Source organism: Sphingobium sp. S6 (assembly GCF_905120495.1).
In the GTDB taxonomy this organism is placed as follows: Bacteria; Pseudomonadota; Alphaproteobacteria; order Sphingomonadales; family Sphingomonadaceae; genus Sphingobium; species Sphingobium agri.
The window spans coordinates 21,344-44,066 of sequence record NZ_CAJHOG010000010.1 but is presented as its reverse complement, the minus strand read 5'-3'; the positions used below and the strand labels follow the sequence as shown (position 1 = coordinate 44,066).

At 59.5% G+C, this 22,723-nt stretch carries 18 protein-coding genes; 10 read left to right on the top strand and 8 right to left on the bottom strand.

Annotated features, from left to right (window positions below):
- The first annotated feature begins 18 nt into the window (after positions 1-18).
- Genes SPHS8_RS17520 through SPHS8_RS17505 form a run of 4 tightly spaced genes read left to right on the top strand, consistent with a single transcriptional unit; the run spans position 19 to position 3,904 of the window.
- The gene (locus SPHS8_RS17520) at positions 19-1,002 is read left to right on the top strand and encodes a thiamine pyrophosphate-dependent dehydrogenase E1 component subunit alpha (protein WP_201516618.1); all 984 of its coding nucleotides are present in this window, start codon (positions 19-21) and stop codon (positions 1,000-1,002) included.
- Between the two features lie 10 nt (positions 1,003-1,012).
- On the top strand, positions 1,013-2,032 hold the full coding sequence (locus tag SPHS8_RS17515; protein ID WP_201516617.1) for an alpha-ketoacid dehydrogenase subunit beta: 1,020 nt from the start codon (positions 1,013-1,015) through the stop codon (positions 2,030-2,032).
- On the top strand, positions 2,029-2,871 hold the full coding sequence (locus SPHS8_RS17510; RefSeq protein ID WP_201516616.1) for an enoyl-CoA hydratase/isomerase family protein: 843 nt from the start codon (positions 2,029-2,031) through the stop codon (positions 2,869-2,871). Before SPHS8_RS17515 ends, SPHS8_RS17510 begins: the two co-directional genes overlap by 4 nt.
- A 34-nt stretch (positions 2,872-2,905) precedes the next feature.
- Positions 2,906-3,904 carry a hypothetical protein gene (locus SPHS8_RS17505; protein WP_201516615.1) on the top strand — a complete coding sequence of 333 codons (999 nt, stop codon included), beginning with the start codon at positions 2,906-2,908 and terminating at the stop codon, positions 3,902-3,904.
- Between the two features lie 48 nt (positions 3,905-3,952).
- Here SPHS8_RS17505 and SPHS8_RS17500 read toward each other — a convergent pair whose 3' ends face one another.
- The 6 genes from SPHS8_RS17500 to SPHS8_RS17475 all read right to left on the bottom strand — a co-directional run bounded on the left by SPHS8_RS17500 (position 3,953) and on the right by SPHS8_RS17475 (position 13,480).
- Entirely contained in the window at positions 3,953-4,912 is a 960-nt protein-coding gene (locus tag SPHS8_RS17500; protein ID WP_201516614.1) for a hypothetical protein, read from the bottom strand.
- A gap of 138 nt (positions 4,913-5,050) precedes the next feature.
- Positions 5,051-7,300: a TonB-dependent receptor gene (locus SPHS8_RS17495; RefSeq protein WP_201516613.1), complete on the bottom strand. Its 2,250-nt coding sequence runs from the start codon at positions 7,298-7,300 to the stop codon at positions 5,051-5,053.
- Between the two features lie 234 nt (positions 7,301-7,534).
- Complete coding sequence (locus tag SPHS8_RS17490; RefSeq protein WP_201516612.1) at positions 7,535-9,163, bottom strand: FAD-dependent oxidoreductase; 1,629 nt, start codon at positions 9,161-9,163, stop codon at positions 7,535-7,537.
- 65 nt (positions 9,164-9,228) lie between these two features.
- Positions 9,229-10,092 carry a sugar phosphate isomerase/epimerase family protein gene (locus tag SPHS8_RS17485; RefSeq protein ID WP_201516611.1) on the bottom strand — a complete coding sequence of 288 codons (864 nt, stop codon included), beginning with the start codon at positions 10,090-10,092 and terminating at the stop codon, positions 9,229-9,231.
- 61 nt (positions 10,093-10,153) lie between these two features.
- Positions 10,154-11,776, bottom strand: coding sequence for an FAD-dependent oxidoreductase (locus SPHS8_RS17480; RefSeq protein ID WP_201516610.1), 1,623 nt, complete (start codon positions 11,774-11,776; stop codon positions 10,154-10,156).
- A gap of 81 nt (positions 11,777-11,857) precedes the next feature.
- Positions 11,858-13,480: a GMC family oxidoreductase gene (locus SPHS8_RS17475; protein WP_201516609.1), complete on the bottom strand. Its 1,623-nt coding sequence runs from the start codon at positions 13,478-13,480 to the stop codon at positions 11,858-11,860.
- 182 nt (positions 13,481-13,662) lie between these two features.
- On the opposite strand from SPHS8_RS17475, the gene SPHS8_RS17470 reads away from it, so the two are divergent.
- The 6 genes from SPHS8_RS17470 (at position 13,663) to SPHS8_RS17445 (ending at position 19,728) form a co-directional block, all read left to right on the top strand.
- Positions 13,663-14,457, top strand: a complete 795-nt coding sequence (locus tag SPHS8_RS17470; RefSeq protein WP_201516608.1) for an SDR family NAD(P)-dependent oxidoreductase — start codon at positions 13,663-13,665, stop codon at positions 14,455-14,457.
- A gap of 45 nt (positions 14,458-14,502) precedes the next feature.
- Positions 14,503-15,294 carry an SDR family NAD(P)-dependent oxidoreductase gene (locus SPHS8_RS17465; RefSeq protein WP_201516607.1) on the top strand — a complete coding sequence of 264 codons (792 nt, stop codon included), beginning with the start codon at positions 14,503-14,505 and terminating at the stop codon, positions 15,292-15,294.
- 43 nt (positions 15,295-15,337) lie between these two features.
- A complete protein-coding gene (locus SPHS8_RS17460) occupies positions 15,338-16,585 on the top strand; it encodes an MFS transporter (protein ID WP_201516606.1) in 1,248 nt (415 codons plus the stop codon).
- Between the two features lie 51 nt (positions 16,586-16,636).
- Positions 16,637-18,313 (top strand): FAD-binding protein, encoded by a 1,677-nt coding sequence (locus SPHS8_RS17455; protein WP_201531120.1) that lies wholly within the window; start codon positions 16,637-16,639, stop codon positions 18,311-18,313.
- 131 nt (positions 18,314-18,444) lie between these two features.
- Entirely contained in the window at positions 18,445-18,828 is a 384-nt protein-coding gene (locus SPHS8_RS17450) for a VOC family protein (protein WP_201516604.1), read from the top strand.
- A 156-nt stretch (positions 18,829-18,984) separates the two neighbouring features.
- Positions 18,985-19,728 (top strand): TetR/AcrR family transcriptional regulator, encoded by a 744-nt coding sequence (locus SPHS8_RS17445; RefSeq protein ID WP_201516603.1) that lies wholly within the window; start codon positions 18,985-18,987, stop codon positions 19,726-19,728.
- 55 nt (positions 19,729-19,783) lie between these two features.
- On the opposite strand, the gene SPHS8_RS17440 is transcribed toward SPHS8_RS17445, so the two are convergent.
- Both SPHS8_RS17440 and SPHS8_RS17435 read right to left on the bottom strand, forming a co-directional pair.
- On the bottom strand, positions 19,784-21,238 hold the full coding sequence (locus tag SPHS8_RS17440) for an acyl-CoA reductase (protein WP_201516602.1): 1,455 nt from the start codon (positions 21,236-21,238) through the stop codon (positions 19,784-19,786).
- A 26-nt stretch (positions 21,239-21,264) separates the two neighbouring features.
- Entirely contained in the window at positions 21,265-22,695 is a 1,431-nt protein-coding gene (locus tag SPHS8_RS17435) for a hypothetical protein (protein ID WP_201516601.1), read from the bottom strand.
- Positions 22,696-22,723 lie beyond the last annotated feature (28 nt).

Sequence of the window (22,723 nt, the reverse complement as noted above, 5' to 3'; positions counted from 1 at the left end):
TCAGCTGGAGTGGATGACATGTCCAATTGGCCAAAACCAGATGCGGCAACGCTCCTGGAAATCTATCGCAAGGCAACGCTCATCAAGCAGAATGACGAGCATGTCATCAAGCAGATGATGGCGGGCAAGCTGGTGATGCCCTATTACAGCCCGCGCGGGCAGGAAATCATCCCCTCGGCGATATCCGTCAGCCTGGACGATGACGATTATATCTGCACCATCTATCGCGGCATCCACGACATGCTCGCCAAAGGCTTTCCGCTAGATGAGCTGTGGGCGGAACTTGCAGGCAAGGTCACCGGCACGTGCAAGGGCAAGGGCGGCCCGATGCACCTGACTTGCCCGGAAAAGGGCATGATGGTGACGACCGGGATCGTCGGATCGTCCATGCCGATCGCCACCGGGCTCGGCTGGGCCGCGAAGCTCGACGGCCGCAACCGTGTTTCGGTGGCGAATTTCGGGGACGGGGCGACGAACATCGGCGCTTTTCATGAATCAATGAACATGGCGGCCGTATGGAAGCTGCCCGTCATTTTCCTGTGTCAGAATAATCATTATGCCGAACATACGGCCCCTGAATATTCCCGCGCGATCGACCGCATTTCGGACCGCGCAGCGGCTTATGGAATGCCTGGCGTCACCGTCGACGGCAACGATCCGGACGAGATGTATGGCGCCGCCAAGGTCGCGATCGAACGCGCCCGGGCGGGCGAGGGGCCGACGCTGATCGAAGCCATGACCTTCCGCTTCAACGGCCACATACTGGGCGAGGCTGGTCACTATATGGACAAGGACATCTACGCCAATGCGCAGGCCAAGGACCCGATGCCGGTCCTGCGCGCGCGCCTGCTGTCCGAAGGGATCGCCACGGAGGCGGACCTCGCCGAGATCGAACAGGATGCCGACAGCCGGATCGTGGCGGCGATCGAAGCCGCCATGGCTGCAGACTTCCCGGACGTCGCCGAACTGAAGCGTGACGTGTTCGCTGAAGAAATCGCTTGAGGTAATGGCAATGACCGACACAATCACTGCACCCGCTGCGTCGCAGGACAGCACCGCAAAGAAGATGACGATGGTGGAGGCCATCAACCTGGCGCTTCATGATGCCATGGAGGCCGATTCCAAAGTGATCGTTCTTGGTGAGGATGTCGCCGATCCGCAGGATGGCGGCGTCATGGGCGTGACCAAGGGGTTGTCCACCCGTTTTGGCGAAGAGCGGGTCAAGTCCACGCCCATTTCCGAACAGGCGATCATCGGCGCCGCGATCGGCGCAGCCGTGGGCGGCTACAAGCCCGTGGCCGAGATCATGCTGATGAATTTCATCGCGGTCCCGATGGACATGATCTTCAACCATGCCGCGAAGCTGCGCTTCATGTCGGGCGGGCAGACTGGCGTGCCCATGGTCATCCGCACCATGACCGGCTCGGGCTTTTCCACAGGCGGTCAGCACAGCGACTATCTGGAAGCATGGTTTGCCCATACCGCAGGCATAAAGGTGGTCGCACCCTCGACCCCCGACGACGCCTATGGCCTGATGCGCGCGGCAATCGATGATCCCGATCCTGTGCTGTTCATCGAAAACATGCCAAGCTACTGGACCCCAGCGCCGGTCACCAAGCAGGTAATTCCCATCGGCAAGGCACGGGTTGCCCGTAAAGGCACCGACGTTACGATCATAGCGCATTCGCTGATGGTGACGCTAAGCCTCGCAGTCGCCGAAGCATTGGAAGCAGAGGGCAAGTCAGTCGAGGTCATCGACCTGCGCACCATTTCGCCTTGGGATCGGGAAACCGTTCTTGCCTCCGTGCGCAAGACCGGCCGGGCGGTCGTCGTCCACGAAGCGGTGAAGCAGTTCGGCATAGGCGCGGAAATTGCGTCGATCATCTCCGAGGAATTATGGGGCACGCTCAAAGGCCCGGTCGAGCGGGTAGGCGCAGCCTATTGCGCCGTGCCTTTTTCCAAACCGCTGGAGCAAGCCTTCGCACCCAATGCCGATACGATCCAGGCCGCCGTTCGCAAGGCGCTCGGTTGACCAGCCGCGAAGGGACAGCGGTGATGCTCCAGTCTGCGCCTGACGAAAGCTATCTGGTCGACACGCAGGATGGCGTCCTGCGCCTGTCGTTCAATCGGCCGCAACAGGGCAATGCCATCCCCAAGGCCATGGTGCCGCTGCTGACTGATCTTTTCCGCGCCGCGCAAGCAAACCGGACCGTCCGATGCATCCTCGTTCGCGGAGAGGGAAAGGTGTTCTCGGCTGGCGGTGATGTCGCGGGCTTTGCAGACTCGATAAAGCAAGACGTGACGGTCCGGCAGTCGGATTTCGCTCGCCGCCTGCCACTGGCGCGGGCTCTTGTGGAAGCCATCGTCGCGTTCGACCGGCCGATCGTCGTGTCCGTGCGGGGGGCGGCGGCCGGTGCAGGGCTCTTCTACCCTCTGATCGCCGACTATGCGATCGGCGATGATAGCGCCACCTTCGTCTTCGCGCATCAGCGCGTGGGGCTCAGTCCGGACGGCGGGGTTACTGCCGTGCTGCCGCAAGTTGTGGGTACGCGCATGGCCCGCATGCTGCTGATTACAGGGGCCAAGGTCGGTTCCGTGGAAGCGCTCCGGTTGGGCATGCTTCACAAGATCGTCCGGGCGGATGCGTTGGACGAGGAAGCAATGAAGATCGCCCGCCGCCTTGCTCAAGCGCCGCAACTGGCCGTCGTCCAGGCGAAGAGGCTCGTCAACGATGCGGCTGCGCGGAGCCTGGCACAGATCCTTGATGCCGAAACGGACGGCATCGTCGCGTGTGTTGGCGACGCCGACTTCGAAGAGGGCGTTACGGCCTTCCTGGAAAAGCGCGCGCCCGCATTTCCTTCTGCCCGCTAAAGGCGCGGGCGCTCGCCGCGCGTTGGAGAAGATCATGCATATTCCGCTACAGGAAACACCTTGGGAAGGGGATTTCCCCGACATAGAGAATTGGAGCGAAAATTTCTGCCTCGCCGGGTTCGATCCACAGTCGGGTGTAGGCCTATGGCTGCATATCGGTCGATGGCATCATGACCTCACTTTGTTCCGGGAGGTCGTCATCATCCGCTTGCCTGACGGCACGGTAATCGCGCATCGGGCGATCGGCGATGCCCACGCCGCTCAGGATGGGCCGGGCGGCCCCCATCTCGCCGTGCGCATCGTGGAGGCTGGGCGCAAGCTCACTTACCGCTTCAGCGGCGGCGTGATGCGCGTACCCGCCGCGCAGATGCTTCAGGGCTTGGTGGGTGATGGGCGACGCACGCCCGCTTCCTTCGACCTGACCTTCACATCGACTGGGAATATCTGGGATCTGCACAAAGTAGGCGGGCTTCAGGAATTTCTCCCAGCAGGTCATATCGAACAGCCTGGCCTGCTTTCCGGATCAATCCGCGTGGGCAGCGAGCAATTCAGCTTCAACGCGATGGCGAACCGGGATCACAGCCTGGGCGGCCGGGACAATCGCAATCTGCACAGCCATCAATGGTTTCAGGGTTATTTCGAAAACGGCTTGGCCTTCCTGCTGTTCGATGCGGAGATCGACCAGGGCGAAGTGGTTTTCTCAGAGGCGGTTGTCTATGAAGACGGCAAGAGCTTCGACGCCAAGATCGACCAGATCGAACGATGCGGCCATGTGAATGACGATCAAAAGCTGATCAGGACAGTGCTGAGTTATGAAAAGGGCACGCTCGTCATCGATACAGCCGCATTCCACGGCAGCTCCTATCTGTCGCTCGCCTCTCCGAACGACACCTATGTCGGCGTCTATCCTACCGATCCGGGTCCGACGCGCGTGGTTGACGAGCAGTCCGTCAGCCTCCTTCTAAATGGCGCGGTGAAGGGTTATGGCTGTTATGAACGGACGATCCCCGGCGCCCATATCCGGGAGGCGTGAGAGGGGCCGCCATCCGGCAAGCTGTGAGCCGGATGGCATGCTGGCGCTTCAGGCGTCCTTCAATGTGCCGATTTCGACATTGGCGAGACCCTCTTCCCCCGTTTCTTCGCACCGCACTCGGCACATATTCTCGACATTGTAATAGACTTTCGCGCCGGGCTTTTGCGAATGTAGAGGCAAGCGGGCAAAGGCATTGCCGACGTCGGCGGTCAGGGTGAAGGTCTCACCGCCCAGCGTGACGGTGTGGAATATGACCTTGTCGGGCATGCCTTCCGGCCCTTCACCGACATTCTCGATTCTGAGTGTTTTGATGACCTCATTGCCCTCCGGCCGCGCGATATAGCCTTCTGCCGTCATATTTTCAGGACGGACGATGTTGCGCACCGTGAAAAGATGAAAGCCCATGGTCGGGAAGTTGAAGAATGACCAGTTGTGATCCTTCACGATCTGGTCATTGCGCATGCCCCAACTGTGGTCGCGATAGCCTGACCCGTCCACGTCCACCGACAGGCCTGCGAGTTCCCCGGTCTTGAACGTCACCACCCCGGTTGCATTCATGCATTGGCCTTGATGGCGAAAGCCAAATCGATCGAGGGCGGTATTTTCGGAAATGGAGAACTGGTCCGGATTGACGTCCGCGCAAGCGAGAAAGTCGAACAGATGCATCCGGCGCGTGAAATGGAGAGAAGCCGCTACCGTGTCATCCTCATATTCAACGAGAAATTTTTCCTGCGGCTTCAGGAAATGAATCCTCTGGTTCCCGTAACGCAGCAGCTTCTGATGCTCGAAGGGCTGAGGTAGAGGAACCTCGCCGCTGTGGCTGACCTTCACACCCTTATGCAGGACGGTGAAGGAGGCGAACGCCCGGTCAAAAGTCGGCTCCGCCGTGCTATGGGCCAGGCAGCACAGGTCACGATCGGGGTCCATGAAGACCCAGAAGTAATTTTCCTTCCAACGAAGCCAAGCCCGTGCCGGGACCGTATGGGGGTAATCTTCGTGCAGCAGCATAGGGCCTCCAAAGGGCGGCAAAAGGGCGCGAGGGCGCCCTGTGGACCATAGACATGGCTGGCCAGGTTCATGACCCGCGTCGATTGAATTCGGCGCGGGTCACATTCTGTTTTTCAGCAACCACGCAGGCGACCATGATCAGAGATCGAAACGGACCTCGACCCCATATGTCCGCGGATCTCCAACACCGCCCAAGTCACCGGCCGGCGTATTGGTCTGCGGAATCTCGTTGTTAAAATATTTCTCGTTCGTAAGGTTGGCGCCCCACAAGCGGAAGGTCAGCTTATTGTTGAATTCCGGCTTGAACGAGATGCTGCCATTGAACAGCGTCAGCTTGGGTTCCGTAAGGATGTTGTCCGGGTCCCACTTCAAGCTGGAACGATAGGACATTTGCCCGGCGAAGCTGAACTGGCCGACAGCGGTCGGTAGCTCATAGTTGAAGCCCGCATTGACCTTCCATTTGGGCGTCTGGGAAAGCCGGTTGCCGCCAACGTCGCCAACGGCCAGGGTGACGCCCCAAGGCGGCGTGAAGATGGGAACGTTGATCGGCGCACTGTCGAAGCTGATAAATTTCGCCCAGAGATACTGCCCCGCCAGGTCAAGCCTTAGTCGCTCGGTCACCTGGAAGGATGTATCGAATTCGAAACCCTTGGTGCGCGCTTTGTCAGCGTTCGCGAATGCGACGAACGGCGTCGGCCCAGCAGGGGTGTCCACTAATTGAACGAGCTGGACCTGCGGGTCCTTGATGTCGTTGCGGAACACTGCGACGTTTGCGCGTACCCTCCGATCGAACAGGGTCATCTTCAGGCCTGCTTCATAGGAGGTCACCGTTTCCGGATTGGTCGGCGGAGCGCTCAGCGGAATGGTATTGAACGTACCCGACTTGTAGCCGCGGCTCCATGTCGCATAAGCCATTATGTCATCGGTGAAATTATGATCGACCGAGACCTTGTAGGTCCACTTGTCGAAGCTTGCCACTTGATGATAATCCGGCGCTGCGGGTATGTCGGCTCCAACCAGCGGGGTCAGCGACACTTGGCCGTCCCCCTGAACGCGATCTTTCGTATAACGTAGGCCAATCGTGACATTGGTCTTGTCATCGACGACAGGGAAAGTGGCCTGTGCGAAGGGGGCGAGGGATTCGATCTTCTGTCGGCTGTGGATATTCTGGCTGGCGAGCCCGTTCAAAGTGAGAGCATCGCCATTGATGCGGACATTTACGTTCGTGCGCGAATTCATATAGAAGAAACCGAGAATCCAGCTGATCTTCGAGGAAGGCAGTGATTTCAACTGGAGTTCTTGCGTTATCTGCCGGTCTCCGATCCTGATCGGGAAGGCTAGCCAGTTCAACTCGGTGTGATCGCCCTCATAATTCAGAAGTTCCTTTGCCTTCCGATAGGAGGTGATGCTTGTGAAATCGGCGAAGCCAAGTTCCTGATCGATCTTGATCGACCCTCCCCAACCACGCAACCGGTGGAAAATCTCGGTGTTGGCGTAGATATCGTAAAAGCCTGGAGGATCGAAATATTGCGTGCCCTGAAGGGGCGATCCCAAAGGATAGCCACGGGTCGTGCCTGGATAGATACTGACGGCGTTGCCCTGGTTCTGCCGCTGATAAGTGTAGAAGCCGCTCAACCGGATCTTGGTCGTATCGCTGGGTTCAAAGACAAGCTTGGAGCGAATATTATAGAATTTGCGCTTGTACGTGTCCTTGTCCAGGAATTCGTTTCTTCCCCATCCGTTGCGCTGATCCAGCCCGACAACGGAGATACCGGCGGCGACGCCATCTCCCAATGGTGTGGCGGCATACAACTTTCCGCTGATCGTGTCGTAATTGGCATAGCCCAGCGTTGCCGAGAGATCCGTGCTGTCACCAGGATCGCGGGTGAAGACTTGCATCAAGCCGCCGGTCGAATTCCGGCCGAACAATGTACCCTGCGGACCTTTCAGCACTTCGACACGTTCGATGTTCGCTAGTTCAAGATAGGCGCTGGCAAGACGGGAATAATAAACGTCATCGATATAGACCGGAACGCTTGCCTCGTTCCCGGGGGTAGACGCCCCGGGATTTCCGACGCCGCGCAGGAATGGGATGACGACACCGGACATCTGTGACACGAACAGCGAGGAGTCAGCCTGCTGCAGGTCTGCCACACGGGCAATGCCCTTCGTTTCGAGAGCTTCCCCAGTAAACGCCGTGACGGCAACAGGAACGTCCTGCAGATTCTGGCTGCGGCGCTGGGCCGTGACGATGATATCGGTGAGGCCTGTTGGCGAGGACTGGGGCGCTGCATCATTTTGCGCGGCCGCATCAGTCTGGGCAAGCAGCGGCGCCGGTGCCACGCTCGCCAACAACAAGCCTACGACAGAAAATGCCTTTTTCCTCATGATCTTCCCCTAAGCTAACGATTATGATTATCAGCTAATCGAACGAAAACGGGTAAGGCGGACATTGCAATGTCCTTTTCGTGCCCCTTCAAGACGTCGCACCATCTTCGGTCGCTTCGCAGTTCGTGCGACACATCGCACACCTATCAGGCGATCGCACTTCAGCACCATTCACGACGATTGTCAACTAAGTAAACATGCGAACGGTAAATAGGTGTATCGCATTGTGAGCTGCTATCGACGGTTCGTCCTGACCGCAGCTTCGCGCCCGGCGATGTGGCCGAAGACCAGGGCCGGGCCGATCGTCCCGCCTGCGCCTGGATAGGCCATGCCCGTGATACCCGCCGCGGCGTTGCCCGCTGCATAAAGGCCGGGAATGTGGCCCCCCCGCAAATTCTGCACTTCGGCTCTGACACTGATTTTCGGACCTCCCTTCGTTCCCAGGACGCCGGGATAGACGCGGCAGGCATAGAAGGGCGGCTGATCGAGGGGGCCGACGGTTTGAAAGGGGCCCTCCAGAGCCCAGTCGCCATGGTAGCGATCATATTGGCTTTCGCCGCGATGGAATTGGGGATCAGCGCCCTCTCGCGCCGTTTCGTTGAACTGCTGAACCGTTCGCTCAAGGCCATCGGCATCGACGCCGATCTGGTCGGCCAGTTCGCGCAGCGTCGCCGCCTGCACCATCCAGCTCGGAACCGGGTCCCCGGGATAGCGCGTCAGCACCGGATATTTGTCCAGATAGGCGTGGTGAAAGATGATCCAAGCTTCCCGATTGGGATAGTTGAACGTCTGCGGATCGAATTGGAAAAAGGAGCGGCCGAGGTCGTTGTAGTTGCAGGCTTCGTTGACGAACCGCTGCCCCTTGCGGTTCACCATGATCGATCCGGGCTTTGTGAGTTCCGTCACTGCGAAACGGATCGCTGGCTTACCCTCATATTCCTCGCCGGGGATTTTCATGATCGGCATCCACCATGCCTCATCGGTGTTGGCGAGGGCGGCTCCAGCCTCCGCCGCCATCAGTAAGCCATCGCCCTCATTATCGGATGGACTTGCGGCCCCCTCATGTGGGCCGCGCAGCAGGTCCTTCACCAGACCGGCATTCCATTCAAAGCCGCCGCTCGCAATGATGACGCCCCTGCCCGTACGCATCTGAAATGGCTCGCCATTCTGGCTGCCTGTAACGCCCGTGACCGCGCCGTCCTGCATGATGAGACCTTGCGCCCGCATGCCGAACAGGATGTGGACGCCCTTTTCGACCAGACTGGCCGCCAGTCCTGCTACTAGGGCATTGCCGACACCCACCAAACCCTTTTCCAGCCGTTCGCCGATGATCGCGGGGTCGAAGATGTCAACGCCGTCCTCCAGGTCGTTGCTGGAGACCGGAATTGGAAAGGTCAGGCTGCCCCTCAGCCTGGGCCGTAACGCCCCCAGCTTCTCACCGGGAAACAATCCAGCCGACAGCGACCGGCCATATGTCCCACCGGGCAGTTCGGGATGATAATCGGGCCATTTGAGCGCCCGAAAGCGAATGTCCGTCTGCGCCTCGATGAATTTGATGACGTCTGAACCCTGATCGACATAGGTTTCGATCATATCGTCGTCCATGCGGCCCAGTGACTGGCGGCGCAAATAGGTAAGCGCTGCCTCGCGGCTGTCGCTGGACCCGACCTCATGCATATGGTGGTTGCATGGGATCCAGGGCACGCCACCGGACATCGCCGTGGTCCCGCCAAGCTTTTCCGAACGTTCCAAAATGACGACATCCGCTCCGGCATGGCGTGCGCTCAGGGCCGCTGCCAGCCCGGCCGCGCCCGAGCCGATCACGATGACGTCGGTTTCTTCAATTCGATCCTGCGCTGACACCTTATCCTCCCGAAACATCTATGAGCACTGCAGCGGCGCCTCCTCGCGGGAGGCGCCGCCGCAGATCAGGCATCTTCCCGTGCCAGTGCGAATTGGCGGGCGACGGCGTCGAAGGACCGCTTCGCCGCTTCTTCCGGTTCGAGCGCGCGGAATTCGTGCGACAGCATCTCGACCCCGTAACAGCCATCATATCCGGTCGCCGCGATCGCACGCAGAAATGCCGGCACGTCGAAGCTACCTTCGCCTGGCAGAAGGCGATTGTCCGTCGAATCGTCGAAAATGCCGCCAACGACTTCAGCGGCCGCATCGTCCAGTTCGACATGCTTGATATAGCTGGCGGGCAGGGCGGCTACTTCATCATAGGGAATCCCCGGACGCGTCATGTGCCAAATGTCGATTAACAGCCCGCCATTGTCCGAACCCGCCATTTCAATGAGTTGCCGCCCCGACTTGAGATCGCGAATATTCGCCAGCGGGAAGACCTCGATCGAAACATAGGCACCCACCTCGGCAGCCTGCTCGCTCAGCAGCCGGAAGTCTGCGGCCATTGTTTCCATCGAGACACCGCTGTCGCTGATGTCCCCGACGATCTTGATATGCTTGGTCCCGATCTCCATGGCGGTATCCAGCCATAGGCGCCGCATCTTGTCGGAAGCAGCGCGCGCCTCGCCCTGTGCGAACCAGTCGGTCAGGCATTCGACTTCCAGGAACTGAACTCCGGCATCGTTCAGGATGCGGCGGATGCCAGCCGTGCCGTGGAGCGCGACGTTTGCGGCCAGATCATCCCCTGACAGCCCCATCCCATAATATCCTGCCGCCACCGCTGCGGCGGCACGCCGCTCCAACGGGAAAGGACTAGCGACCGGCGCGCCTGGATAGGCATCGCCTGCGATCGTGTAATAAGTCGCGACAATTTTTGGATCATTCATGATGAAATTCCTTCGTCAGCATCGCAGGAAGGGGCAGGCCGCTTCCGCTGGACAGGGGTTTTCAGAAGCGGTTGGAGCCGCGCGCGGCTTCGCGCCCGGCGATATGGCCAAAGGTCAGCGCCGGGCCCAGCGTCGCTCCGCCGCCCGGATAGGCCATGCCCATGATGCTCGCCATGGCGTTACCCGCCGCGTAAAGGCCGGGGACGATGCCGCCGGACAGGCTCATTACTTCGGCGCGCTCGTTGGTGCGCGGACCACCCTTCGTGCCGATTGTCCCGATCTTGGTTTCTACGGCATAATAAGGTCCGCGCTCGAGCGGCCCCAGCGTCCTTGCAGGGCCTTCGGCGGCAGGATCGCCCCAATAATGTTCATAGACGCTTTCTCCGCGGTGGAAGTCCGGGTCGACGCCTTTGCGTGCATTATCGTTGAAGCGCGCGACCTCTGCCTCCAACCCGGCAGGATCGACGCCGATCTTCGCTGCCAGTTCAGCAAGCGTGTCCGCGCTCGCCATCCAGGACGGGACCGGATCGCCCGGGTAGCGCGTCAGGAACGGGAAGCGGTCCATATAATCCTGGCTGACGATGTGCCAGGCAGGCAGGTTGGGATAGTCGAAATTGACCGGATCGAACGCTTGAAACACGCGCCCAATGTCATTGTAATTGCACGCTTCATTGACGAACCGGCGACCCATCCGGTTGACGATGATCGATCCGGGGCCGCACCGTTCGATGCCGGTCAGCCGGACCAGAGGGCGGCCGTCATATTCTTCGCCAGGTATCGTCACTGATGGCTGCCACCAGGCTTCCGACATATTGCCAAGCTCTGCGCCTGCCTGAATCGCCATCTTCAACCCGTCGCCTTCGTTCCAGGGCGGGCTGTGCGGGCCATGCAAGGGCCCGCGCAGAAACTGGCGGGTCATTTCCTTGTTCCACTCATATCCGCCGCAGGCCAGGATCACTCCCTTGCGCGCGCCGATGCGCAGCGGTTCTCCATCTTTGTCGGCTTCGACGCCGATGACGACATGGCCATCCTGTACGACCCGCAGCACGCGTATGTTGCGCCTGATCCGGACACCGTGGTCGATCGCCCCCTTGATCAGCCCCGCCATCAGCGCGCCGCCCATTCCGACCATGTCCTCGTTGAGGCGACCACCGATGACCTCGGAATCCAGCACGTTGATGCCGTCTTCCACATCGGCGATGGAAATGGGGATGGGGAAATGTGCGCTCGATCGCAGGGCGGGCCGTAATTCGCCCAGCTGCCCGGCCGGAAAAATGCCAGCCGTCACTGAACGGCCGATATTTCCGCCCGGAAATTCAGGATGATAATCGGGCATCTGAAGAGCGCGGAAGCGAAGATCGGTCTCCTGTTCGAGGAACAGCAGCACCTGTGGCGCGGTGTCCACGAAGGTCTCGATCATGACATCGTCCATCTTGCCCAGCGAAATGCGGCGAAGATAGGTGAGGGCCTGCTCGCGGGAATCGCTGCGCCCGATCTCATGCATATGATGATTGTTGGGAATCCAAGGTACGCCGCCCGAAACCGCACTCGTACCACCCAGCTTGTCCGTACGTTCAAGCAGCAGCACCTCTGCGCCCGCTGTCCTGGCGGCCAGCGCCGCGGAGCAGCCCGCAGCGCCAGAGCCTATCACCAGAACGTCTGTTTCCTCATCCCATTGGGTCACGATTATCTCTCCTGCATTTTTCAGACGATCGCCTGGCTGCATGCCCTTTATGGGTCTTGCGCGCGGCCGCCTCGTTTGCGCCTAGCGCGCGTCTTCAAGGATCAGCGATGATGCATGCCACGCCATCGCCATCGCCGGTGCATTGGTATTGCCCGAAGTCAGGTTGGGCATGATCGAACAATCGACCACACGCAGGCCTTCCACGCCGCGAACGCGCGTGCGGGGGTCCACCACGGACTCGTCATCGCTGCCCATCCGGCATGTTGCGACGGCATGGGTGCCGCAACTCAAATGGCGGCGCACGGCAGTCAATATCTGTTCGTCGCTGTCGTTGCCGCTCAGACCCGGCGCAATTTCGCGTGTGACGAATGGGGCAATGGCAGGCTGCGCCATCAACTTGCGCACGAACCGCACCATGGCGACCGCCGTCTCGCAATCCTCCTGCGTCGTCAGCCAATTGGGATTGATCCGCAAAGGATCGTCCGAGTGAGGCGAGGTGATTGTCAGGGTGCCTTCACTGGTGGCCCGCAGCATCGCAGTTGCGATCATCATGCCGGGTGTCTTGTTGACGCCGTTGGTCGGGACCGCGACATCCGCCTCTCCCTGCGCCAGAGTCACGCCGCCCACGAAACACTGAAGGTCCGGCCGCGTAACGCTTGGACGGCTGCGCGCAAAGATGCCGATCTCCTGCGGTACCGTCGCCATCGGGCCGCCCTTGAACAGGAAATATTCTGCAAGGCTGCGCGCAAGGCCCAACCCACGATAGCGGTGATTGAGGCCCTTTTCGCCCTGCAAATCATAGTTGATGCCGTAAATCGGGTGTTCCTGCATCCGCCGCCCGACATCGGGGCTGTTGACAAGAACATCGACGCCTGCAGCTTTCAAATCTTCTGCAGGCCCGATCCCCGAAAGCTGGAGCAGCTTGGGAGAAGCGATCGCGCCTGCCGATACGATGACTTCACCCCTGCAGCGGAACTCCGTCTTCTGTCCGCCGATCCTGCACATGACGCCCTTCGCCCTGCGCTCTTCGATGATGATCCGATCTACCTGCACGCCTGTTCGGATCACCAGGTTGGGTCGATGGCGTATTGGGTCCAGAAAGGCGACCGCCGCGCTCTGCCTGCGGCCATTCTTGATATTATGATGATAGTAGCCAACGCCCTCCCGGCTTCCGGCATTGAAATCGTCGTTGCGCGGCAGCCCCATCTGTCCGCCTGCTTCGATCATCCGGTCGGCAAGGGGGTAATGGAACTTCGACGTCGATACATGCACCGGGCCGCCGACCCCATGTTCTTTCGACGCCCCCAATTCATGATCCTCGATGGCGTTAAAGGCGCGGAGCATGGTGTTCCAGCCCCACCCTTTGGCGCCGCGCTCCTCCCATTGTTCGAAATCTTCGGGTTGGCCACGGATATAAATCATGCCGTTGATGGCGGACGAGCCGCCAAGCCCTCTACCTCGCAACCATATCTCGCTCGCGTCCAACCCGTCTTCGCGCGGCTGTTGAACCGGAAAATACTGGGCGAACTTAGGGTCGCCGACCAGTTTCGCCACGCCTTTCGGCATGCGAACGAAGATATGCTTGTTTTCGCCACCAGCTTCCAGAAGCAGCACCCGATTCGACGGATTTTCAGAAAGCTTGTTCGCCAGCACGCAACCGGCGCTGCCTGCTCCGACGATGATATAGTCGAACTCGTCAGCCATGTCCTCTCCAGAAATTAAATGACATCCGTCTTATATAAGCTTCTATGACACGGCGGATTGGTAGATACAATGGACTTTGCGTTCTCGATGTTCGGCCGCGTATCAAGCGCATATGCCAGAGCTATTGACAGTTTGTACGACATTAGTCAGGTAATGAGGGAAGATAAAGCGGTCCGTTACGGATGGCCGGTCTGCCGAGTGTCGGCTCACTGCTGGGAGAGGTTGAGATGGGTGTATTGGACGGCAAGGTCGCCTTGGTGACCGGCGCCTCAGGTGGCATCGGGCGACAGGTTGCCATTGCCTTGGCGCAAAATGGCGCGCGGATCGTTGCGCACTATTCTTCCCGCCGTGAAGGTGCTGACCGGACGGCAGCCGACGTGCGCCAGGCAGGCGGCGATGCCGTGATCGTCCAGGCGGATCTCAGCCATGCGGACGGGGTCGCTCAGCTGTACGAGCAGTTCGATCAGCAGGCTGGGGGACGGCTGGATATTCTGATCAACAATGCTGGCGCCGGACGAAGCTCGCCGATCACCACCATCGATGAAGAAGAAATCGACAGCATGTATCGCGTCAATTTCAAGTCGCCGATACTCGTCACGCAGAAAGCTTTGAACCGCTTCAACGACGGCGGCGCGATCGTCAATATCTCATCGATGAGCGGACTGATGGCCCAGCCCCCCGGCTTTGCCTATGCCATGAGCAAAGCTGCCGTTAATTCATTCACGGTTTCGATGGCCGTCGAGCTCGCGCCGCGCAAAATCCGCGTCAACGCCGTCGCTCCCGGGCCAGTAGATACGGACCTTATCAACGGCTACCGCGAAAGCGACGAGGCGATGCAGATGTTCAGGAGCATGGCGGCGCTCGGCCGCATCGGCACTCCTGACGACATTGCCCAGATCGTGCTTTTCCTAGCGTCGCCCGCGTCAGGGTGGCTGACGGGCCAGGTGATCCAAGCGAGCGGCGGCATGAGGCTTTGAGCCTCATCTTGCACGAGCGCGCGTCACTGCACTTAGGAGAATGAGATGTCTGTAACCTATGACTTCAAGGAAGGCGCGGTCGTCATATTCGGCGGCAGCGGCGGCGCAGGTGGTCACATCACACGCGCCTTTGCAAAGGCGGGGTGCACGGTCGCGTTCACCTATTTCGGTGGGAAGGCGCGGGCGGACCACCTGGAAAAGGAACTGCGCGACGCGGGATGCACTGCCGCTGCCTACCAGGCCGACATAAAGCAGCCGGAACGGCCGCAGGAAATCATAGACGAGGTCGCCCAAAAATACGGGCCAGTGCATACGGTTGTCTATGCGGCGGGTCCAGTGATCGAGGTTTGCCCGATCGTTGAAAATGGACCGGAACGGTTCAAGCTGCAGGTGGATTCGGAGCTGCTAGGCTTTTTCCACATCGTGCGCGGCGCCATCGGTCATCTGCGGGAGAACCGCGGCACCCTGATCGCGTGCACATCCTTCGCCAATTACAAAGTTCTCATCAATGACGGCTTGTCCGCTTCGGCAAAGGCAGGCATCGAGAGCTTGGTTCGACAAATAGCGGTGGAGGAAGGCCGCTATGGTGTGCGCGCCAATTCCATCGGGCTTGGCTGGTTCGACATCGGCCAGGGCGCGATCGCGCCGATTGATCAGTCCACGACGCAGAGCGACATCGGCAAGGACATGGTCAAGCTGATGAGCAGCATGATCCCGCTCGGCAATCGTCCCGGCCGCGGGGAGGAGTTGGCAAACACGGTGCTATTCTTCGCATCCGAGCAGGCGTCCTACATCACCGGGCAGACGCTGCTGGTGGATGGGGGTATTTCGCTGTGATGACACTTCGCGCCTGAGGATGGGACCGCGAGGAGGGATGCTCATGAGGACGACGGAGATGAATGAGGGCGCCTTCTCTGGCTGGCGCATGGCCGCGCTCCTGTTCGTGGTGTTGAACATCGTCCTGGGCATCAATTTTGGCAGCTACGGCGCGCTGGTGGACGCCATTCAAAAGGCGTTCGGCACCACCCGGGCGCTGGCATCGGCAGGGTCGAGCGTGCTGACGCTGGCGATGGGGCTATTGTCGCCGCTGGCAGGCGCACTGATGCTGCGCTTCCCTATCAGGTTGCTGATGATGGCCGGTGCCCTGTTCAGCGCCGCGGGCTATCTGCTGATGGCCCATGTTCAATCCATTTATGCAATGCTGGCCTGCTATGCGCTGCTGATCGGGCCGGGCTTTTGCTTGATTGGCGTTATCCCCTGCACCCATGTCGTCAGCAACTGGTTCATATCGGAGCGTGGCAAGGCCATCGGCCTCGTCAATATGCCCATCGGCAATATGATCATGCCGGTGGTCGCCGCGATGATGCTCCAATCCATAGGATTGCGCAGCGTCTTCCTGTGCTTTGGCGTGATGATGGCGGCGCTTGTCCCCTTGCTGTTCCTGCTGATCGATCATCCCGCGCGCGTTGGGCAACTTGCAAGGAGCGCGGGCATCGGCGCGGTTCCGGAGGCGCAAGCCGCCCGTGGCACCCCCGTACGATTGCTGCGCGAGCCAGCCTTTTGGGTTATGACCATCGGCGTAGGCGTGCTCAGTGCGGCGGGCCTCGTCATGATTACGCATCTTGCTGCGCTCGCGATTAGCCGCGGGCTTGACCTTGGATCTGCCTCGCTGTTGCTGGCTGTGCAGGGGATGGCAGGGGTCGCGGGCGCCCCGCTGTTCGGCTGGATCGCCGACCGCATCGGTGGAGCGAAGGCTTTCGCCATCCTCTCACTTGCCCAGATCCCGCCATGGCTCGGCCTAGTCCTGGCGGGCGCGAATTTCCCGGTCCTCCTTGCCTTGTCCATCCCGGTCGGTCTGTGTTGCAACGGGATATTGACGCTGTTCGGCACATTGACCGCCGAATGGCTAGGACGTGATCGTGTCGGCATTGGGATGGGCATGTCCTACCTCTTTCAAGTGCCGCTGATCTTCGCTGCAGCGCCGATGGCTGGTATAATCTTCGACATGAGCGGCTCTTATGACGGGGCCATCTATATTCACACCGCCTCCTTTGTAATGATCGGCCTTTTGTTCCTGATCTACAGGCCCGTCACCGCTAGTGACCCAGCGGGGGCTGCGAGAGGGTGATGGACCGGACGAATATAATGATATCGGACCAGAATGGCCGGAAGGATTGAGATGATGACATCGATGCAGGGCGAGCCGCAGGTTTCCATCGGCGATGCCGACAGCTTCCAGTGGGATGATACGGCTGACGTTGTCATTGTCGGCTATGGCGGAGCGGGTATCTGCGCCGCGTTGGAATTGGTCGAAAACGGCGCAAGCGTCATTGCGATCGACCGCTTCAATGGTGGGGGCGCTACGGCATTCAGCGGCGGCGTGGTCTATGCCGCCGGAACGGACATCCAACGACAGAACGGCGTTGTCGACGATCCTGACAACATGATGAAATATCTGAGACTCGAAGTCGGCGATGTCGTCAAGCCGGAGACGCTGAAGCGCTTTTGCGATCAAAGCGCGGGCAATCTGCAATGGTTGCAGGCCCATGGCGTTGTGTTCGGGACAAAGCTTTATACAGGCAAGACGACCTATCCGCCCGAGGGCTATTTCCTGCAATATTCAGGCAATGAAAAGGTGGAAGCGTATTGCCGCGAGGCCAAGCCCGCGCCGCGAGGGCATAGGACACTTGGACGCGGATTCACGGGTAACAAGCTGTATCGCGCGCTGCGGGAGACCGCTGATCGATCGGCCATTCGCACGAGGCTGCATACGATCGTTCAAAGCTTGGTCGTCGATGGCAACGGGCGAGTCGTCGGCGTCGCCGCGCTCGAGCTGCCAGCGGCGAAACATGCCGAGCATCAGAAATATTACGACAAGTTCCCGCCTACCGCTCCATTCAAGGAGAGCAAGGCCGAAGCCGCGAACAAGGCGGCGCGGGCTGTGGAGCAGGAGCATGGCCAGTTGCGCTATATCAGGGCGAAGACCGGCGTCATCCTTTCGACGGGCGGTTTTGTCTTCAATCTGGACATGCTCAACCAGCATGCTCCGACGCTCGCCAGGCATTACAAGACCATGATGCGCTTGGGCACGCTGGGCGACGACGGAACGGCAGTGAAGCTCGGCACGGCGCTCGGCGCGGATACCGTGGGGATGGATGCCATGTTCGTAGGTCGGGTCCAATCTCCGCCCGCGGCGCTGCTGGATGGCATCCTCGTCAACCAGGCGGGCGACCGGTTCGCCAACGAAGCCGTTTATGTCGGCACTCTCGGCCGAGCTATCGCCGCCCAACCCGAGGGCAAAGCATGGCTGATCATGTCCACCAAGGACATTCGAAAGGCGATGCGGCAGGTGGCCACGGACGGCGTGGACGCATTCATGCGCTTTGGTGCTCCAGCCATGCTCAATCTTCTGCTTGGCGGCACGAAGCGAGCTAGGGATCTCGACGTGCTTGCCGAAAAATGCGGCATCAACCCCAATCGCCTGCGCCAGACCGTGCGCCGCTATGAAGACTTGGTCCGCAACCGGCATGACGATGATTTTTCAAAGCTGAAGGATCATTTGAAATCGCTCGGCAACGGCCCCTATGTGGCGATGAATGTGTCCCTGGCCAACCGCTACAGTTTCATCACTTTCCATACCTTGGGAGGATTGGCGCTAGATGAAGCGACGGGTGCGGTCCGACGCGCCGACGGCAGCACGATCCCAGGTCTCTATGCAGCGGGCCGGGCAACAGGAAGCATTCCATCGCGCACCTACATTAGCGGTCTTTCCCTGGCGGACTGTGTCTTCACGGGCCGCAGAGCTGCCCAATCCTGCTTGCAAGAGGCGAAGCAGGACGCGCTCGCTCCGGCCTGAGAGGCAACAGATGCATCCGACGTCAGATCGGCGTTGCGAGCAGTTTTTGACAAATGTCATTTATTCCGAGATAAACCGAGTGCCTAACTGCAAGTTGACGCCCGCAGGGCTATTATTTTGGAGAGAGATTCATGTTTTCCCATATCGTGCTTGGCAGCAATGACATCGAAAGGTCTAAGCGCTTCTATGACGCAACGATAGGAGCGCTCGGGGGCCCGTCGGCATTCATTGATGATAATGGGCGGCTGATCTACATGCATAATGGCCTCTCGCTGCTGATTACCAAACCGATCGATGGCCAGTCAGCGACCCATGCCAATGGTGGTACGGTCGGCTTCGCCGTTCAAGATCCAGCGCAGGCCGATGCGTGGCATGCGGCAGGGGTAGCCAATGGCGGCGTGTCCATTGAGGATGCTCCGGGCGTGCGCGAAGGGCCGATGGGAGCCCTCTATCTTGCCTATCTCCGTGATCCGGACGGTAACAAGCTTTGCGCGTTGCACCAGCTTCCGCAGTAAGTTCATCAATCCATGGCTGAGGCGCGACGCAGCCGGCTTTCGCCTGCTTCTTTGCAGGAAAGAGGCGGTAAGGCTTCAAGCGGTTGCGCCTCTCTTCCTTCCATGGGATAATGGCGGCGGGAGTGACTGCATCGATAAGTTGATGGAGAGGTGCCCATGACGAAGCTAGGCGACGCCCGCCCTGGTGCATTTGCCGCGCGTGGTCGACCGACGGTTTCCGACAACCGCGAAGTATCGAACGAGTTGCTCCATGCGATGGAGCATGGCTTGCGAAACAAGAGTCATTTGGACCTGACGACGCGGGAGATCGCGTCCGCCGCGGGCACCAACGCGGGCATGATCCACTATTACTATCACGGCAAGAATGGCTTGATCGACGCGGCGCTGGACAATCTGAGCAGCGACATCGCGCAGACTCTCAATGACCTGAACAGCTTGTTCCTGACCGACTGCCAGGACGCCACCCGCAAGATCGTCAGCGGCTGGATGAATGTGCTCGAAATCCACCGCGGTACGGCTAGCGTGGTCCTGATTGAAAGTTTCCGCCCCTATTCGACGGTATGGCATTCCTACCGGCAGAAAAAGTCGCAGGGCAGCTTCAATCGGATGCAGGAACTGATCCGGACCTTGGTACGGCAAGGCTATTATCGGGCGGATACCGACCCTCAAGTCGCAGCTTTTTCAATCATCTCCATTGTTCTTTCGCCTCTCCTGGTAGGACAGATAATGTCGGAGATCGGTCACAAGATCAGTCACATAATGGATGACTGGGAAAATGAGGCCGTCAAGCTGATCGATGAGCGCTACCGTCAAGTTGACGCAGGGCGCGGTCGCGCCGCGTGGCAAAAGGGAAGGGGAGCTTTGACAGGAGCCGCTGATCGGGGAAGATCACAGCATTGAGCGGCCCGTCGGAGCGTATTGATCCCGCTCCCCTTCATGAAATGTGCGCATCTCGTTAGGCCGCGCACATCATCCCGGCGCCTGCTTCCGCAATGGCTTCGTCGAATTGCTCCCGAACACCCCAGCGGGCGAGCCTCCGCATGATCTCCATCGCGTCATGAGGATAACCAAGTCCCTCATAGGCAATGCAGCCGAGCGGTGAGAGCCGCTGCGCCCCGCGCAACATGCACCGGTCAGCGATCTCCGCCTGCGTCGCATCGGGATAGATGCCGATCGTCTGCGTATGGATGGTCACGGCGGCAACTGCGGCATCGAGATCGGGGACGGGGATGATGTTGATGACGCGCCCGCCGATCCGGTCGCTGAATTCGACAGCCTCGGCTTGTTGCGACACGATCACGCCGCCCTCATTCGCCTTGACGCCGAACACCCTGTAATCTTCGGAGTAGCGGATGCCTTCTATTTCGTCGCGCAGCACCGGGTCGAAAGCGGGATGGGGCGAGCTATAAGCGGCGGGCAGCGCCTGCAACGCCTCATGGACCAGTCGGCCAAAGTGGTTCAGCCGGTCGAGCGAAGGCCCATCACTGCCGCATACGACATAGGCGAGACGGCTATTGCCGCAGCCTTCCTGATTGAAATAGCCGAAGTCCTTGGCCAGTTGCTGTGCAACCCAGCGCATCTTTTCCTCTGATTCCAACGCTTCCGCGCCAATGATCGAGGCGCTGACCTTCGGATCAAGCGCGATCAGGTCGAGGCCCGAGGTCAAGTGCTGACGGATGTGATTCATCGACGCCGGGCCGCCCCAGGCGACGATCTTGTCGATATTGCGTGTGTCATATAGCTTCTTCTCGAAGCCAAGGTCGCCGCCCTTCCAATAAGCAACTGTCATATGGCGGGTGATCGGATGGTCGGGGTCCATCGCGATCATCGTCTTTGCGATGGCGACGGCGGTGAAGGGATCGTTAGAGGGGCTCTTGACGATATTGTCACAGCGCAGCACGGACCCGTTGATCACCGCGTGCAACGCCACATTGGGTGCGTTGCCAGCGTTCAGGTGAACGATGCGCGACCCAAAAGCGCGCACCATCGCGTCCCGGTCATGCAGCGGCCTTGGCTTCCAGCCTTCCAGATAGTCGCGGCCGATATTTTGATCGACGGCTTCCTCGACGATTGTCCGCCGCAGGTTCGCGGCGAAGGAAACATAGGCGGTGCGCAGTATATCGGGTGACTGGCCCGACGACTGCATGTTCATTTCCAGCGCCAGGCGAATGTCGGGATTTATGTCCGGGTGCAGCCTGCGGCCCAATTCCTCAAGGAAGTCGAGAATATTATCCAGGCTGACGGAATAATAATCCTGCAGGTCAGCGCCATTGCGCAGGACGATCTGGTCCAGATATTTGTTCACGTCGGGGGTGAGGAAAGCGATTTCTCCCCGACGCCCTTCATAACGGACCAGATTATCCTCTATGATGCGGCCCCGGATGATGAGCGGGATAGTATATTCTTTCATCTTCAGATACTCCGAGACAGATTGGGTCAGGACGCCTTGGCCAGGAAATCTTCTAGGCTCTGGAATGCCTGCGGTGTGCGGGCACATACGATTTTGTCGTCGCCGCCATTCAGCTCCGAAATGCGGGTGATGTCATTATCCATGAACGGACCCTTGCGCCCGCATGCGCATCCGCCGTCGAAATGTACCGTCACCTGATCGCCAGTGATGACTCCGGCCCAGAAGGTGGTCGGCATGGGGTCGAACACGACCATGCGTCCTGTCTGTGTGCCTGTGCGCGGCAGCGATTGGCCGGTTGCCGGGTCCATCAGGTGAGTGATGCCCCAAGGCAGGGGATGCAGTTTGTCATGGGGGCAGCAGACCGCAGTCGAGCTGGATTCGGTCATGCCATAGACTTCTTTGACGCGCCCCGGCACATGATGTGGGAACCGTTCCGCGACGACATCGCGCCACCCTTCAGGGAAGCTGAACCCCTTGGCTCCGCCGCCGGTCATGATCATGGAATCGGGATGCCATTCAACGAAGATGTCCATCTTCCGGCAGGCCTCAGCCATGAGGTAGAGGTTCATGAGCGCTCCGTAGAACATGACCTTCTGGCCTTTCAGGCCAATCACGGCATTTTCGATGAAGCGGGTCCACCGTTCATCCGCATTGGACGCGCGGGTTGCGAGCGCCTTGGCGATTGCCTGCTCGGCAGGGCTCAGCTCCAGTTCCTCGCCAAGCGCCTGTGCCCGTTGCAGTCGTCCGTTCAGCCACATTTCGTCAGCGGTCAGCGTGCCATCGTCCAGCGTGATGAACATGTCTTCCCGGCCGCCGTAGCAATTTTCCTTCAAGACACGCATGATGAGGGGGATGTTATGGCGGCCGTAGCGGGAAGGCCACGGACAGACGAAAACATATTCACCGCTCTTCGCGTAAATACCCGGCTCGTCATGATATGGCTCGACGATATAGGTGTTCTTGTCGATGAAAAGTTTTTCTTCGACCGTACTGAGCGGGAATAGCGAAATTTTTCCGCTCGTTCCTGATGAAGTGACAGGACGCAGCGGCGTCGAACGCTCGACTTCCAGCAACCATTGTTCGATCGACTCGCAGTGTTCGGCATGAGCGCTCGACAGATCGTGCGTAGTAAGCGCCTGAAGCCAGCGAGTCAGCTTGTCGAACCGTGCTTTCTGCACGTCCAGCGCGGAATAGGATTTGAACATTGTGTGCGGCATCGCTAGACGCGTGAGGTCATCGAACCCGCTGATTTCTTCTAATCCGACTTCCTCGGCCAGGCGCTGGAGAGCGCGTAATTTGGGTTTCAAATCCCGGAACCGCCGCTGGAAGAGGGCGAGCTGAATCTTTTCGACCTCAGTATAATCCAGGTCGAACAATTCTTCCTGGCTCAGTTTCAGGAAACGCCAGGGATCTTCTTCCAATCTATCGTAGAGATTGGCCGTTGGGTTGGATGTCATGAATTGCTCCTGAAATGATAGGCGTATG

Coding starts and splice junctions, on each gene's coding strand:
- SPHS8_RS17520 (WP_201516618.1), top strand. CDS start 19: ATGTCCAATTGGCCAAAACCAGATGCGGCAACGCTCCTGGAAATCTAT.
- SPHS8_RS17515 (WP_201516617.1), top strand. CDS start 1,013: ATGACCGACACAATCACTGCACCCGCTGCGTCGCAGGACAGCACCGCA.
- SPHS8_RS17505 (WP_201516615.1), top strand. CDS start 2,906: ATGCATATTCCGCTACAGGAAACACCTTGGGAAGGGGATTTCCCCGAC.
- SPHS8_RS17500 (WP_201516614.1), bottom strand. CDS start 4,912: ATGCTGCTGCACGAAGATTACCCCCATACGGTCCCGGCACGGGCTTGG.
- SPHS8_RS17495 (WP_201516613.1), bottom strand. CDS start 7,300: ATGAGGAAAAAGGCATTTTCTGTCGTAGGCTTGTTGTTGGCGAGCGTG.
- SPHS8_RS17485 (WP_201516611.1), bottom strand. CDS start 10,092: ATGAATGATCCAAAAATTGTCGCGACTTATTACACGATCGCAGGCGAT.
- SPHS8_RS17475 (WP_201516609.1), bottom strand. CDS start 13,480: ATGGCTGACGAGTTCGACTATATCATCGTCGGAGCAGGCAGCGCCGGT.
- SPHS8_RS17470 (WP_201516608.1), top strand. CDS start 13,663: ATGGCCGGTCTGCCGAGTGTCGGCTCACTGCTGGGAGAGGTTGAGATG.
- SPHS8_RS17465 (WP_201516607.1), top strand. CDS start 14,503: ATGTCTGTAACCTATGACTTCAAGGAAGGCGCGGTCGTCATATTCGGC.
- SPHS8_RS17460 (WP_201516606.1), top strand. CDS start 15,338: ATGAGGACGACGGAGATGAATGAGGGCGCCTTCTCTGGCTGGCGCATG.
- SPHS8_RS17455 (WP_201531120.1), top strand. CDS start 16,637: ATGATGACATCGATGCAGGGCGAGCCGCAGGTTTCCATCGGCGATGCC.
- SPHS8_RS17450 (WP_201516604.1), top strand. CDS start 18,445: ATGTTTTCCCATATCGTGCTTGGCAGCAATGACATCGAAAGGTCTAAG.
- SPHS8_RS17445 (WP_201516603.1), top strand. CDS start 18,985: ATGACGAAGCTAGGCGACGCCCGCCCTGGTGCATTTGCCGCGCGTGGT.
- SPHS8_RS17440 (WP_201516602.1), bottom strand. CDS start 21,238: ATGAAAGAATATACTATCCCGCTCATCATCCGGGGCCGCATCATAGAG.
- SPHS8_RS17435 (WP_201516601.1), bottom strand. CDS start 22,695: ATGACATCCAACCCAACGGCCAATCTCTACGATAGATTGGAAGAAGAT.